Annotated in this window: 10 protein-coding genes; 5 read left to right on the plus strand and 5 right to left on the minus strand. The window is 38.9% G+C overall.

The features are described from left to right. Positions 1–4 precede the first annotated feature (4 nt). Positions 5–2,419 carry an ABC transporter permease gene (locus D172_RS00380; protein WP_007377363.1) on the plus strand — a complete coding sequence of 805 codons (2,415 nt, stop codon included), beginning with the start codon at positions 5–7 and terminating at the stop codon, positions 2,417–2,419. 61 nt (positions 2,420–2,480) lie between these two features. On the opposite strand, the gene D172_RS00385 is transcribed toward D172_RS00380, so the two are convergent. Both D172_RS00385 and D172_RS00390 read right to left on the minus strand, forming a co-directional pair. Next, entirely contained in the window at positions 2,481–4,466 is a 1,986-nt protein-coding gene (locus D172_RS00385; protein ID WP_007377364.1) for a hypothetical protein, read from the minus strand. A gap of 72 nt (positions 4,467–4,538) precedes the next feature. Next, positions 4,539–6,179: a hypothetical protein gene (locus D172_RS00390; RefSeq protein ID WP_007377365.1), complete on the minus strand. Its 1,641-nt coding sequence runs from the start codon at positions 6,177–6,179 to the stop codon at positions 4,539–4,541. Between the two features lie 352 nt (positions 6,180–6,531). On the opposite strand from D172_RS00390, the gene D172_RS00395 reads away from it, so the two are divergent. Further along, entirely contained in the window at positions 6,532–6,996 is a 465-nt protein-coding gene (locus tag D172_RS00395) for a hypothetical protein (RefSeq protein WP_007377366.1), read from the plus strand. A gap of 253 nt (positions 6,997–7,249) precedes the next feature. On the opposite strand, the gene D172_RS00400 is transcribed toward D172_RS00395, so the two are convergent. Then, positions 7,250–8,875 carry a tetratricopeptide repeat protein gene (locus D172_RS00400; RefSeq protein ID WP_007377367.1) on the minus strand — a complete coding sequence of 542 codons (1,626 nt, stop codon included), beginning with the start codon at positions 8,873–8,875 and terminating at the stop codon, positions 7,250–7,252. Positions 8,876–8,952: 77 nt separating this feature from the next. Continuing rightward, entirely contained in the window at positions 8,953–9,480 is a 528-nt protein-coding gene (locus D172_RS00405) for a sugar O-acetyltransferase (RefSeq protein WP_007377368.1), read from the minus strand. 138 nt (positions 9,481–9,618) lie between these two features. Here D172_RS00405 and D172_RS00410 point away from each other — a divergent pair, with 138 nt between their 5' ends. Together D172_RS00410 and glmS are read left to right on the plus strand one after the other, a co-directional pair. Next, on the plus strand, positions 9,619–10,383 hold the full coding sequence (locus D172_RS00410) for a DeoR/GlpR family DNA-binding transcription regulator (protein WP_007377369.1): 765 nt from the start codon (positions 9,619–9,621) through the stop codon (positions 10,381–10,383). A gap of 40 nt (positions 10,384–10,423) precedes the next feature. After that, on the plus strand, positions 10,424–12,244 hold the full coding sequence (gene glmS / locus D172_RS00415; RefSeq protein ID WP_007377370.1) for a glutamine--fructose-6-phosphate transaminase (isomerizing): 1,821 nt from the start codon (positions 10,424–10,426) through the stop codon (positions 12,242–12,244). A gap of 211 nt (positions 12,245–12,455) precedes the next feature. Here glmS and D172_RS00420 read toward each other — a convergent pair whose 3' ends face one another. Next, the gene (locus tag D172_RS00420; protein WP_007377371.1) at positions 12,456–14,627 is read right to left on the minus strand and encodes a hypothetical protein; all 2,172 of its coding nucleotides are present in this window, start codon (positions 14,625–14,627) and stop codon (positions 12,456–12,458) included. Positions 14,628–14,840: 213 nt separating this feature from the next. Between D172_RS00420 and D172_RS00425 the strand changes: the two genes are divergently transcribed. Next, entirely contained in the window at positions 14,841–16,142 is a 1,302-nt protein-coding gene (locus D172_RS00425; RefSeq protein ID WP_007377372.1) for a DEAD/DEAH box helicase, read from the plus strand. Positions 16,143–16,214: the final 72 nt, after the last annotated feature.

The following is a 16,214-nucleotide window of genomic DNA, read 5'->3' on the forward strand; positions in this document are numbered from 1 at the left end:
AGATATGTTGATATCACATGTAACAACAGCATTTAGAGTATTTAAGCAACATAAGCTTTATTCGTTATTGAGTGTCTCTGGGTTAAGTATTGGTCTTGCCGCAGCTCTGTTAGTGGCTTTATTCGCAGAGTATGAATTGTCGTTTGATGAAATGCAGCCCGATCACCAGCAAGTATATCGTCTGCATGTTGATGTAAAGGTACCGGGTTTAGAAGAGATTCCATTAACCGTTGTAAGCATTGCGCAGACAGTGTCTTCACGTAGTGATGTAAGCGACTTATTGGTGCTGGCAGATGTGGTCGATAGTGATTTATTTACTGATCATATTAATGTTGCAGGGCAAGTATTTAAGCTGCGTAATTTATATGGAGCATCGGCCAATTTACGTGATTTTATTCATCTAGATGTGATGGCTGGCAACCTTGAACAAGTGCTCTCAGAACCCAATCAAATCGCCTTGAGTGCTAGTGAGGCTGCGAGGTTATTCGGCAGTGTTAGCAATGCGTTCGAACAAACCTTATTGATGGGCGAGAAAAGAGTCACTGTGCGTGCTGTTTTTGATGATTTACCCGATAACAGCCACTTTTTGTTTCATGCTTTAGTGTCTGTTGATTTCACCGAACATAATGATATATCGAGTTATGTTTATCTAAAAACTCAGCAAGGAGCTGATTTAAAAGACATAGAAAAGCAGTTAGCTAGTCGTCTTATCGAAAAATATCAGATAAAGAACAGCCAACTTGAATATCGTTTAGTGCCGATGCGAGAGGTGTACTTTAAAGCCCATTCGCCATTTGAATTTAAACCTGGCGGGTCGGCTTTTTTAGTGAACTTGAGCCTGATATTGAGCGTGTTACTACTCGCCATTGCTGCAGCCAATTACATTAATATTGCGGTATCGCAATTACTTTATCGCAGCAAAGAAATTGCCATGCGCAAAACCTTGGGGGCGAGTAAGCGACAATTAATACTGCAATTTTTGTTAGAAGCCTTACTAATGGTGACCCTTGCTACGGTGTTAGCGTTGTGTTGGGTTGAGATGTTATTACCAAGTTTTAGTGGCTTTGCAAACCGCCCATTGCTGCTAGTTTGGGGTTGGTCACAATTGATAGCTGTATTGGGTGTGGTGTTTTTATTGGCTTTTATATCTGGTGCTTATCCGGCTTTTTGTGTCGCACGCGCACCGCTAAAAAGTTTACTTGCAGGGCAATTGCAAACAGGTCAGGTGGTGCGTAAAGGTCTGTTAGTATTTCAAGCAGCCATGGCAATGGCCTTAATTGTTTGTACTATGGTGAGCTTACAACAGTTAACGTTCTTGCAAAACTTATCGCTTGGTTATGATGCGACAGATCGCATTGTGATACACGATTTAAGTAGCAAGCAATTGATGGAAAAAGAACACGCGATACTCAATGAGATCCGAGCGTTGCCCGGTGTAGTGCAAATAACTACTACTGACACAGACTTAACCGACAGTATTCTTGAAAGCTTTTATTTCCGATGGCCAAACGGCTATGAGGAAAGTGAACTGCCACCGACCATAGGCACAGGTTTCCATGCCGTTGAAACCTTGGGTTTGACACTACTTGCAGGCAGAGACTTTTCACCACAGTTCCAGAGCGATTGGTTGCACTCTACTAATGAGCATACTGGGGCGCAGCAGGGCGAAGACAACCCTCAAGCAGTGGCTATTTTGGTGACCGAACAAATGGCAAAACGTGCTGGTTACGATAATATGGATGAGGTGGTAGGTCTGCAAGTTCAGGGGCTTTATCGCAACATTAATGCAACCATTGTCGGTGTGGTAAAAGACATTAAAGTCGGCTCGGCGAAAGATGATTGGCTACCTGTGTCATTTTCAGCAGGGTATAGCTCACAATCAACCGTTCGATTGGTGATAAGGACCGAACAAGCAAACTTTCCTCAGTTATTTAATCAGTTACGCCAGCTTTTAAAGCAGTTTAATTTAACCGCCGATCCGCAATTTAGCCTGATGCAGCAAGACTTAGCCAAGGTTTATCGCGTCGAGCATGACTTATTTGTACTCATTCGAAATTTCTCTGTGCTGGCCATGTTTTTAAGTTGCTTAGGTTTATTTGGACTTGCAGCGTTTGCAGCGAAACGTCAGCAAAAGCAATTAGCCATTCGAAAAGTATTGGGTGCAACCCGTTTAAGTTTAGTTAATCTACTTGCCCGTGAGTTTTTAATCATGGTGTTCGCAGCGACGGCAATTGCTTTGCCTCTAGCTTATTGGCTAATGGATAATTGGTTGCAAGGTTTTAACGACCGTATTGAGCAAGCCATTTGGGTATATGGCGTTGCGGCGCTTGTGGTCGCACTCTTTACTTGGCTCACGGTTGCAAGCCTTGCATTTAAAGCTGCAAGCACACGGCCATCGCTTACTTTACGTTATGAGTAAATAAAGCTCCGTGAATTAAAAAAGGGTTAGTGAATACACTAACCCTTTTTTATCATAAAGTTTATTGATACGAAATGTAATACCCAGGTACATGTGCTTGGGTATACAAATGCCCGTCAATGTATGAATCTTGTATTAAAGTTCCAATATTTGCAGCGTTAATACGCATACGAGCCACCATTTCATGGACTGCTTCAGCTGTAAAAACGTCTTCGACAGGAGGGTCGCCAACAAAATTAGTAAACCACGGAAACCAGCTATTATCATTGCCACTTACGCTTTGGTCGGGGTGGTAGATACCGGCCTGCCAGCGATCAAATTTCAGACTTTCTAAACTAAATAGGCCAAAGTTTGCTTGCGTCATACATGCATCAGCGGCTTGGTATTCAGGGTAGCCAGAACTGGCAGCAAACTGATTGCACACATTATGTGGAAGGTTGCTGGTATTTGCTGCAGAATATTCTACAGCTCTAAACATAACAGGACGAGAAGAGCTACCTGCGGGGAAAATAATATTTGCCGCAACAGGAGAATTCCAACGTTCATTATACATCGCAATTGATAGGCCTAAGTCCTCTTTGTTTATTGCAACGTTATTTTCATGTGTCCATGAGCCGCCAGGATCAACAGGAGTGCCGCTGTTATCGAATATTGTTCCATGTTGGTTTGCCTCCAGTTGGTTAAGTAGGTTTGGCGTTGTATTGTCGACAACCGTTACTGGGATCATGCTACTAGCTGCACTAGGTGTATAATTTGTAGTTGGGTTGTTCAATGCTTTCCAACATAATAAGCCATAACCATAGCCGTCATTTATCATCGGGCAGTTTGCCATATTTGCAGATGATTGGTTGCTTTGATAAGTGTGATTAACCGATGCAGCTGCGGCTTCACCTGTACCTACTAATACTCCCCACGATTGAAGTGTTATTTGTGCATACGGTAGTTCACTTTCTGGTAAATAGAGTGTGGTGCTAGATATTAAGTTAAGCGCTAAATCGAACTCATAGAGCACTACGGGGCGCATTCTATTTTGCTTTTTCTTAGGGTACTGGGCTATCACGGTTTGCTTTGAAGGTGGGGTTAGGTACTTATCACTCACTTGTGCTAATAAATAAATCTGATTTTTTGATATATAGCTGCTTATAAATTTGTTTACGTTCCAAGTTGATAGCTCGCGAGACTTTATAATTTTTGCATTATTATCAGTCAGCTGTAGAGTACTATCTTGTTGCAAAAGCCATGTATTTTCACTCAAACCAATTACTTTAGTATTCTCAAAATTATATTGATTTTGTTGATCATGACTCAGTGTATTTATGATGGCATTACTATTTACTTGGTAGCTAGAAAATGATGTTTCTTCATTGTGATACTGATGTAAAGGCGCCGAATATTGACCAAATAAAGCGGTTAATTCAATTCTAATAGTGTTATCTAATTCTTTAACAACCCACTGATCTTGCGCCTGCTGGTGGAAAGTTATTGGAGTGTATTGACCCTCCTTATCTACACTGTATGCCTGCCATGTTGTTTCACACTTTGATATGCATAACTTAGACGAGCGAACAAGGGCATGTTGTTTCTGTGAGATTAGAGAATCTTGTTCGTCTTCAAATTTGAACCGTAATGGCGTGCCTTTTTCAGTGATCTCGAAAGAAAAAAGAATGCGCCGTTGGTTACCGCTAACATGCAATGTATTGTGATTACTCTGGCCTAATCTGAGTTTGGAATAGGTATTTGATGTGTGTACTTTATCTGCTTTACCTAAAAAAGCTGAGCCATTATTTTGTTTATGGCTTTGCTCTCCTTCTTGGAGTTCTAAAAATTGTAAACGTTGAATACACGCTTCTTCCTTACAAGTTTGTAGCTGTATTTTACGTTGCAGGTATGTAAAATTAAACCAAGGTGTTTGAGCTAAATAGCTTTCTTGGTTTGCATAAAATAGTACTGGTAGAGTACTTGTATCGAATTGTTTTGCTATTGCTGCACAATGCATACTTGCTGTTATTGTAAGTGCAGTGATAAAAAATGTAAGTAGTTTTTTCATGATGGTTCCTTTGCTTTAAACATACAAAAGAGGGTAGGAAACACCTACCCTTTATAAGTTTGATCGCAGTGCTTAATATACAACCCCTTGCTGCTGAATAGCATTAACACCTTGATTTAGCTGAATAGATAGCCAGCCTTCTACATCACTACGAAGAGATGCGGTGTTATCAGGACCTGACTGGCTGGCATAAAACCATAAACCGGTAGGCATAGGTGCGGTAACATTTGGGCCACAAGTAAAGTGATTAGCGGCATACATTACAGCGCCAGAGCTACCAAACTCAAAATGACTATCAGAATAACCGCCATAACCTCGTGCTTTAACATGGGCTTCTGAGTCCAGCGTGAAGTGGTAAACTTCGTTAGGTTGCAACAAAAATGGACTTACGTCAGATGAATCAAATCGAGCTCGCATCGTCGAGTTTACGCTTGCTTCGTTACCCGAACGGGTAATTATGCCTGCAATATTAGTAATTAAATCACTGGCAAGTTGTGCATCGAGTAAGCTGCCCGCATTGTCATTCACTATTGCAGCAGTAATACCTAAAGCTGCTTTTATAGTGCCCAGCACCGAGTTAATATCCCATCCAGTGTTAAAGCTCATTGCTGCACCACCGGCTTTATTAAACAATACAATCTCAGGGGCAGAACCAGGTAAATCAACGGCAAACTTTGCGCCATCGGCAGAGTGTGCATTAGTGGCTTTTGACCAAATTTGTCTTGCAGTCCCTTTTACATGGAAACGCGAGGCATAAGTGCCTCTAACTTCTAAGTTTCCTGAACATGAATTACTTTGATTACAATCAAAACCTGCTTTATCGGCACACAGCATTTTTACCGAAAACTCAGTAGAGTTATGGCTTATTGTGTTGTCGTAGCCATAGGCTTTGTGTTTTGACCAACGCTCACCATCGCCTGAATGAAATGCGCCGTAAGCAGTACTGGTAAAGTTAAGTCCGTGTTTAGACATTCCTTTATTGTCACTAGACGTTTCAGGTGCAGGTGATGATGGGGTTGAAGGGTAATTTGTTACCACAGTACCAGAGCCTGTATTTGGCACTACCATTTGGCAGGCACAGGCTGACTTTGGACCACCCTTTGCATCTTTATTTAATAACTCTTTAATTTCATTATAAGTAGTTGGATCCATTTCCTTGTTATAGCTTAAAACAGAGAGCCCTTTTTTCTTAGGAGCCGCGTAAGTTTCAAACCACGCTTCAAATAACCGTGGATTGTTTATTTCGACAAACTCAGCTAACGAAACCATTTTTTGCATTGTTAACCATTGCTTAAAAAGAGCCGGCTTATATTGTATAAGGTAGCGTGCAAGGTAATAGCTATCCTCTGGTGAGTGATCAGCAAGCACCGTAGACCATAAATCAAGCGCATTTACGTCTATCTCTTTTATTTGGCTTAAGATTTCTTCGGCCCGATAAGTTGCTGTTAGTTTTTCAATATAATGGTTGAGTACCGCTTCTTCGTCGTTTTCAGCCATAAAATCAAGCAAAGAAAGCGAGTCAGTAGACCACGCTGAAATAGTCTGCCAAGTTTGTTTGCTAACTTGAGCAGGTGCCATTGCACCATAATCATTTTCTAAAGCGGTAGTACGGTGGTTGGTATTTTCAACAGTACCTGCAAATGCAGTGGTACTTATGATTGCCATATATACAAGAGAACCTAAAGCAAGTGGTGTCATTAATGTACGTTTCATTTTTATTCCTCCATAAATAATAAATAAGCACAAATAATGTGCCCTTTTATATTGCTTGTTTATTTTCATCATGAAAGGAATTAGCAGGGTCAGCAGGGGGCGAGTTTGGTAAAAGTGAGAAAAGTAAGGGGGTGTAAACATGCTGGGCATTATTTTTTGAATTGAATAAATATATATATTTTTAAATACAAAAGCTTAAAAATAAATTTACCCGTTTTTACCCAATTGCCCCATGATTTTAAGTGTGATTTACCTCTCTTTGATGCACACTTTTTGAGTTGATTTTGTATTTAATAGATATGTAAATACAGTCTCAACAACAGGATCAAGTAAATAAATGGAGGTAAATATAATGAAATATACAATTTTAATATCAAGTCTGTTACTAACAACCTTTGCACATGCTCATAGTGCAAAAATGTTGCAAGAAGAACTTCAAGCTAATGCGCAAAACTGCCCTAAAAAGCAAACAATATTGCTCGCTTCAATGAAAATATCGACAGGAACGTTTTCATTTTTAAAAAGTGATACAAGTAGTGGGTGTACGGAAAAAAGGCTTTCAGCATCAGGTCGAGAAAGCCCGATGTTAGATTGTGGTCAGTTTGATGACTGGCGTTTAGCTTACGATATGGGAAACAATATGTGTGAGTCGTTACACTCAAATATGATGCGTTTTGACAATACATTAAACCCAGATATGCAAATATTTACTCGCTTTGAAGGCCCTTATGAATTTAAAGGGGACGAACATCATCAAAAATTTAAAGCCAACATGGGTGTTACATTAGCGTGTTATGCCTGTGATACAGCAAAATAGCTAAACCGTAGCACGAGGTGATATAAGTGATACCTTGTGCTTTTTAATTCTGATTCAGGTTAAGTAACCTGAACTCTGGATAATAAATCTATCTCGAGCAGCTATTTTCAGCGCTAACTGCGTTGAATTTACTTGCAATAGGCCCGCTATTGACGCGTAAATTCGCCTTGTTTTCATTGAAAATCTCCGGCTAGAGAAAATAAATTTAAATATCACCATGATTCAATATGTTAGTAAATCTCTTAACCAGAGTTCAGGTTAAATAGTGAGGTGAGGCTTTAGCAAGTACTTCAAGCTTTTGTACTTGTTGTTTTAGTTTATGTAAATCATCATGCTCTTCATTGCAGTGGTTAATAACATAATGTGCGGTTTTTATTATATTACGCCAGCGAGGTTTTTTAGGCAGTGTTTTAATCGCTAAATAACGCTCTAATGTACGCACCCGCAGCCGACCATCATCAATGTTTACTTTCCACATTTTACTTTCTTCTGCTAGCTCAATTCTTGTTTTTGAGCTTGTTTGTTCCCAAATACTCAGCGATAGCGTCATAACTTCTACAATTAATTGGCGAGTGTCTTGCTCTGTGTCGGTAGCTTCGTTGGGGGCGGCGTTATTCACTGTATTTGGAGGTTTGCTTATTTGTGCTAAATATTTATAGCTGAGCAACATTCCTGCCATAAAGGCACTAAATACCGCTAATACATTATAAAGAGTGAAATAGTTATGTTGTGGCTTATTTGGGAGAATATCGGCTTGCTTCAAGCGTAGCTGGTATAGATTGGCCGTATCTGTTCGATTTTGGCGTAACATTGTATTGTAATCTTCAAGCGTACTTAGCGCATCACGGTATTGTTTTGATTGTTGTTGTGACTGAGCGAGTGCGATGTAAAATAACTCTGTTAGTTGGCTGTTTTGATTGTGGTTTTTGGCTAATCCTTGTTTTAATAACACTTGTGCTTCAGTGTCATTACCTTCTAGTTGTTTTAATTTTGCCTCTATTAATAGCGCCCGTTGGTCGACTTTGTCATTTTGAATAAGGCTACGGGTACGTTTTTGTGTTGCTAGCCATTTATGTGCCTCATTAAGTTTATTTTGAGCTAAAGCGATTTCAGCGAGTAGTAAGTAGGCGCGTGAAGCTTGAGTATGCGCACCACTATTATTTAACTGCGTGAGCGTTGAATTTATAAGATTTATAGCTTGATCAAACTGTAACTTTTTAAAAAACACCTCAGCTAAGCTTATCAGCGTATGGTTTGCCTTTGTTTGATTGCCAAGTTGTGTATGTAGTAAATGTGCTTGTCGAAATGACACGATAGCATCATCTAATTGATTAATATCTCGCGATATATTCCCTAAATTATTTAAAGTAACTGCTTGGCGTTTTAAGTCGTTTAATTGCTTAGCAATGTCGTAACTGTTTAAAAATAAAGTTAAAGCGGTGTCTAAATCCCCAAGCGCTTGATATACATTAGCAAGATCATTCGATGTTTGACCTTCATAACTTAAGTTTTTTAACTGCGTAGCAAGCTTTTGTGTTTTATGAAAATAAGTAAGAGATTGAATATAACCTCTTTGTCTGTATGCATTAATACCGAGTTGTCGCGTTACATGATATTGCTGTGAAATACTTAAACTTTGGCTAAGTAGTTGCTCAAGCTCTGAATTTGCTAAGGCTAAATCACCAGCTTGCCTATACAGTACAGCTAATTCTAATTTAGCCTCAAATGATGCTGTTGAGTGTGGCTTGAGTTTACTGATTTTTTGCTTGCAGGTTAAAATGTCACTCGTTATATCAACCGATTTATCCTGCTCACAAACACTCGCCGATACCGGATAAGAAAAAAGTAAAAATATAATAAAAACGATATTTAGAAACATCACTAAGTACGGGTTGCATTTATGTTAAATTAAAAGTAACACAGTATTAACTTTTCGTCATAAAGATTGTGTGACTATTAAATGTTACGTATTTTTTGTGCTGGGTTTCCTGCAACGACGGTATTAGCGGTTACGTCTTTGGTGACCACCGAGCCGGCACCAATCACGCTATTATCGCCAATGGTAATACCTGCTAAAACAATAGCTCCCGCGCCAATCCATACGTTATTACCTATAGTTATTGGTGCTGCAAAGTTTTCTTTCTGTAGTCTTTGTTTGGGCTCAACTGCATGAGATACCGCTAATAGCTGTACATTAGGGCCAATTAAGCAGTCACTGCCAATCGTTATTGCACCTTCATCAATTGGTGCATCTAATACAGTGCAATTAATGTTTATAAAAGTACGATCACCAATAGTGATCTGATTGCCGTAATCGCAGTGAAATCCAGCTTCAATTATAACGCCCTCACCACATTCCAAAAATAACTCTCTAATACGTTTTAAGTTGCCTTTGCTCGGACTTTTATTAAATAGGCGGCAGGTGTCGCCAGTTTGTTTGCGCAGCGCTAAATATTCTTTGTTTAAACTAGTAAATACTTGCATGTGGTTTCTTTTAAAATAAAGCTTATGGCATTCTACCTTTATTATTATTTGATTAAAGCTGCTTTAATTTCATTCATTCACTTGTCATTTAACTTGTTTCGTTTAAAATCTAATAACTTTCGAAACGAAACTTAATTTATGACTAAACGAAACACACAGCAACGTCGTCACAATATCTTGGTTCAAGTTAATGAGCTAGGTGAAGTCGTGGTTGAAAAGTTAGCAGAACAGTTTCAAACCTCCGAAGTAACCATTCGAAAAGATTTAACCGCGCTTGAAAAAAGTGGTTTATTGCTGCGCCGTTATGGTGGTGCTATTGCACTGCCTAAAGAGATTGTTAGCGATGAAGTAGATTCAAAGCGCAAAGTGGCTATAGCTAAAGCTGCAGCTGCCCTCATAAAAGATCATAACCGAATTATTATAGATAGCGGACGTACTACAGCCGCAATGATCCCTGAGCTTGCAAATAAACGCGGGTTAGTTGTTATGACCAATGCCATTAAAGTCGCGAGTCGTTTACTATCACTTGAAAACGAGCCGACACTTTTGATGACCGGTGGAACATGGGACCCGCATTCTGAGTCGTTTCAGGGGCAAGTTGCCGAAAATGTATTATGCTCTTACGACTTCGATCAGCTATTTATTGGTGCTGATGGCATAGATGTAAAACGTGGCACAACCACTTTTAATGAGCTGGTGGGTTTGAGCCAAGTTATGGCAAAAGCGGCACGTGAAGTAATCGTAATGGTTGAATCCGACAAGATTGGCCGAAAAATACCAAATTTAGAATTACCGTGGAAAATAGTAACCACATTAATAACCGACAACGGCTTAGCTGACGATAAACGCAAAGCAATTGAGGCGTGTGATGTAAAACTAATTTGCGCAGAGATTATACAATAGCTACTCAGTAGCAAGTATTTAAAAAATTAATGGAGACACTATGTGTGGAATAGTCGGGGCAGTTGCAGAACGTCCAGTAAACAAAATTTTAGTTGAAGGCCTTAAGCGTCTTGAATACCGTGGTTACGATTCAGCAGGCGTAGCATTGCTTGATGGCAACACACTTAATACTGTTAAAGCAGTAGGTAAAGTAGTTAACGTAGAAGCAGCGCTAGAAAAAGCAGGCGTTAGCGGTCATACAGGTATTGCACATACGCGTTGGGCAACACACGGTAGCGTAACAGAAGCCAATGCTCACCCACATGTTTCAAATAGCCAGCTTGCACTTGTCCACAATGGTATTATTGAAAACCATGCAAGCTTACGTGCTGCGCTTAAAGGTGACGGCTATGAATTTTTATCAGACACCGATACCGAAGTTATGGTGCATTTAATTCATCAATTACGCCAACAACACACTACATTGTTAGCCTCTGTTCAAGCTGCGGTAAAACAGTTTGAAGGCGCTTTTGGTACCGTTGTATTTGATAAAGACAACGACAACGAAATTATTGTAGCGCGCTCAGGTAGCCCTCTTGTTATTGGTTTAGGCCTTGGTGAAAACTTTATTGCCTCTGACCAACTTGCATTATTACCAGTTACTCGCAGCTTCATCTTTTTAGAAGAAGGCGACGTAGCGCGTATTACACGTGACACAGTAGAAATTTTTGATGAAAATGGCGACGCTGTAGAGCGAGAAGTGATTGAATCAAACATTACGCAAGATGCTTCAGGCAAAGGCGACTACCGCCATTACATGCTAAAAGAAATCTACGAGCAGCCACTTGCTGTACGTAACACGCTTGAAGGGCGTTTAAACGACGATCGCGTAGCAATTGATGCGTTTGGCGAAAGCGCTCAGCAAATATTTAAAGACGTAAAACATGTGCAAATTATTGCCTGTGGTACGTCTTATCATTCAGGTATGGTTGCACGTTACTGGCTTGAGCAATTTGCAGGTGTTAGCTGTAATGTAGAAATAGCTTCTGAATTTAGATACCGCCAGTCGTTTGTACATGAAAACAGCCTACTAGTTACTATTTCTCAATCGGGTGAAACAGCCGATACGCTAGCTGCATTACGCCTAGCTAAAGAGCAAGGTTACATGGCCTCAATGACCATTTGTAACGTACCTGGCTCATCGCTTGTACGCGAATCAGACCTTGCCTTTATGACCAAAGCGGGCGCTGAAATTGGCGTAGCTTCAACAAAAGCGTTTACTACGCAATTAGTTGGTTTGTTAATGCTTACTGCGTCTATCGCGCAAGAAAAAGGCCTTGATCAAAGCGCGATTGTAAATGCAATTAAAGTACTTCCAGCTAAGTTAGAAGAAACATTACTACTCGCTGATGGTATTGCAGATCTTGCAGAAGAGTTTGCCGACAAGCACCATTCATTATTTTTAGGTCGTGGCTCGCAATACCCAATTGCAATGGAAGGTGCGCTTAAGCTTAAAGAGATTTCGTATATTCACGCAGAAGCCTACGCAGCGGGCGAGCTTAAACATGGCCCACTAGCGCTTATTGATGCCGACATGCCAATTATTGTTGTAGCACCAAATAACGAATTGCTAGAAAAACTTAAATCAAACGTAGAAGAAGTACGCGCACGTGGCGGCATTATTTACGTATTCGCAGATAAAGATTCAGCTTTTGCATCAGACGACACAATGCGTGTAATCAACGTAAACCACACTGACGATATTATTGCGCCAATTGTTTACACACTGCCATTGCAGTTACTGTCGTACTACGTAGCGGTAATTAAAGGCACTGACGTTGACCAACCACGTAACTTAGCTAAATCGGTTACGGTTGAGTAACAAAGAGTTATTGCTATAAAATCATAAAAGATGCGAAAGCGTCTTTTATGATTTTACTATATTGGATGAAGACCTTGAATATCGCTTTATAATTTTACTTTTAGGGGCATTGTAGCGGTTAGTATTTAAGCTTAAATGCAGTATCTAGGTTGTGTAATTTTTTACACTCAACAGAGGATCTTCTTCTACCTATCATTTAATTGTAGAGTATTTATTCTAACTCTATAATTATATTCTCAGGCCTACCTAGCTGAGAATAATACATTGTTTCAGTTAAACCAACATTTTGAATAAAACCATCAACCATATTAATATCCAAACCTGTATTGTTATTAATTGCTTCCAAAGCTTTATCATACCAATTAGGTGAGTTTGAATTTATTATATAATTACACTCAACATGAATTTCTTTATATTGCCGTTCGTTTAATAGCTTATGTTCATCTCTTAGAATGCATAGAAAATCTGTACAGAATGACATTCTCAAAAAACCAGCTATGAATTGCCTCCAGCTTATAGTTTTTACACCTACTTCTTTCAATGCATTTAAATACCCACTAAGCCTGTAGATAAGCCGACCAATGAAGATTGCTGATTTCAAAGCATCGACAGGAAGCAATGTTCCTAATACAGAAAGACTACCTCTACTTAAGAAGCCATTTGCTACAGAGGCATGTGAGCCTCCAATAGCAGATGTTAAACAAGCACTCAAAATTATTATAGGTGGACATACTACAGGTAGACTCCAAATATCGACTTGTTCATCTCCAATTTGCAGCCAACCATGAGACTCACTTCCACCATGATTCCCGTGACAATCCAAAATTAAAATACTTGTTTTTAAATTACTAAGCGTATGTATAAATTCTTCAGATGTTGAAACGTCAATTATTTCCAGTTCAATCTGATTATCTATATTAATATAATGATCTAGCGAATTTTCAAGTATATGTTTAATTTTGTCATTATCTTTAAAGGATCTTATAACGGTAATTTTTGTTAGATCTTTTTGCTTCAAGCTAAAATGAGAGAAATTAGTTGATTCTTGAAGAAATTTATTTCCCGGTGTTGTATTGATCTTAGATATTTCATGAGTAAACATCAAAGGGATTCTATCTATTGAAACCCAATCTAAAATACTGTCAGTACAGAGTATTAATGACTTTGAATTTTTGGAGATGTAATTACATAGCGTATCGCCTATTTCATGTTTGAAGCATGAAGTAAAATCTTTGAATTTTCTTTGTAAATTATTAATTGATTTAGGTTTGTTTGACTGAGATAGGCTTTCAATGTCTTTGAGTTTCGCGTGAAAAAAATTTATTGAATTTGGAAGCCTTAAGGCTGGACTGTTATTTGAAACGCTTAAAAAGTTAATTGCGGCAGAAGATAGTGCCAACTCAGATTGTCTTATTTCTACTATTTGATTTATGACCTTACTCTTAAGTATCTCTTCTAGTTCTTCTTTTGTATTTACCTTGATATCAAAGCCTGAATAGTTTGGATTTTGAAATAGCCCTTTCATAATAAAGTCACGTACTTTTTTACTTTTTTCTATGCGTTTTATATGGTTCCAAAATTGGCTGTTGAAGTTATATAAATGAGTGAAAATACTAGGGGAATAAACAATCAAATCTGATTTTGTAAAAGCTTTACTTTTTTTCATACTAATATCAAATACAGTATCTGACACTTCGGTCATTGCATTTATATAAACATCTCTGTTAGATGAGCCTGTTATTCTTTTTACTTTGGGTAAGTTATACCCCAGAGCATAAAGAACTGCTTCGCTTGGGTTTGTTACTGCGTGGCTATAAGATATTTGTTTAAGTGGTACTGTTGTAGTATTTCTTTTATTTTTGTTATTTAAGAAATTAAGTATTTCGGTTGGTAGTCTCCCGCTTCTTTTAACGCTGTCAATTTTCTTTGCTATAGATGCATCAAGTAAAAAAGTACTAAATTCATTACTATCTTGTGTTATAGATATATCACACGATTTATCGAAACCGACGGTTATAGGTTTAAATTTAAAGTCCTCACAAGCTTTATTTACGTAAGTTACTATGTCTGAATTGCTACAGTAACAATAAATAAAAGGGTGTCCGTTAAATGCTTCGATGCGCTTAGAGAAACTCGATTTATCTAATAAAAAATTGTTACTTACAGAAAGTGTATTTCTGAAATTTACTAGTTCATCTTGCTCCATATAAACTTCTAGAGCAGAAGATGGTTGTATGCTCATGTAATGCATTAACATGATATAGCTATCATTAAACAAATCTAATAAAAACCCTTGGAAAGGAGATTGATGTTCGGGGCTATCAGTGTCTGGAACTATTAGTATGTGTAGTATTGAGGTAAAGCTTATGTCTGGTTTAATCATATTAATTCAGTGATTGATTTATGCTAACTAAACTTAATCCTATTAAAGGTACTAAAGCAATGTTTCTTTAGAGAATAATTATTCTTAATAAAGGGTTGAGATAATTTCCCCCAAACTCTTAAAATGCATATTTAAATCACTAATCTCTACTTAATAAGCGCTAAATACGCTAAAATTACAGGCTACTTTTTTAGCAATAAGCCCATAACTTTTATGACCTCAGCCACAAGCCCTAGCACTTTTTCCGAACTTGGCCTTATTCCAGAGCTATTAGCTCGTTTAACTGATTTGGAATATACCCAGCCTACGCCAATTCAAGCTAAGGCTATACCTAGTGTGCTTGCGGGCAGTGACCTAATTGCAGGGGCAAATACGGGTTCAGGTAAAACGGCAACGTTTGCATTACCTATGTTGCAAAAAGCTTTCCTTGAGCAGGGCGCTAAAAGTACTGCCAGCAAGGGTAATTTTGTAACAGGGCTTATTTTAGTGCCAACGCGTGAGCTTGCTACGCAGGTGGCCGATAGCGTTAAATCGTATTCTGCTAACTTTAACGGCGCAATCAAAATAGTTGCAGTGTTTGGTGGTGTGTCGGTTAATACACAAATGCAGGCACTTCGTGGTGGCGCTGATATTATAGTGGCAACACCCGGGCGTTTACTCGATTTAATCTCAAGCAATGCGATTAAGCTCGATAATGTAACTACGCTTGTGCTTGATGAAGCCGACCGTATGCTAAGCCTTGGCTTTACCGAAGAGCTGGCTGACCTTTTAGCGTTAATGCCTGCTAAAAAACAAACCATGTTGTTTTCAGCAACTTTCCCTGAGCAAGTTAAGCTATTAACGCAAGAGCTGTTAAACGACCCAGTTGAAATACAAGTACAAAACAAAGATGAAAGCACACTTGTTCAACGCGTGTTTACGGTAAATAAAGGCGAAAAAACCACGGTTTTAGCGCATTTAATTAAAACACATAAATGGCGCCAAGCATTGATTTTTGTGAACGCGAAAAAAGACTGTGAGCATTTAGCGGCTAAGCTTGAGAAACGCGGTGTTAACGCACAGGTATTTCATGGTGATAAAGGCCAAAGTGAGCGTACTCGCGTAATAGAAAAATTTAAAGCGGGCGAAATCGAAGTACTTATCGCAACCGATATTGCAGCACGTGGTTTGGATATTGAAAAGCTGCCAGTGGTAATAAACTTTAACTTACCGCGCAGCCCTGCTGATTACATGCACCGTATTGGCCGAAGTGGCCGTGCTGGCGAAGTGGGCTTAGCGTTATCGTTAATTGATTATGAAGATTTGCATCACTTCAAAATAATCGAGAAGAAAAACAAGCTTCGCCTTGAACGTGAAGAAGTAACCGGCTTTGCCGTTAACCAAGCTAATCTTGATGCTGCTGATGCGCTTAAAAATGAAAAGCCAATGGCAAAACCTGAAGGCACAGGTAAGAAAAAGAAAAAAAATAAAGCCGATGATATAGATGATGTATGGAGTGGCTGGCGCCGTAAGTAACAATAGAGCTAAATAAATAGCTGTAAAAACCCGTAATTAGTAAACCTAATTACGGGTTTTTTGTTTTGTGGC

The organism is Pseudoalteromonas sp. Bsw20308, from assembly GCF_000310105.2.
Taxonomy (GTDB): Bacteria; Pseudomonadota; Gammaproteobacteria; order Enterobacterales; family Alteromonadaceae; genus Pseudoalteromonas; species Pseudoalteromonas fuliginea.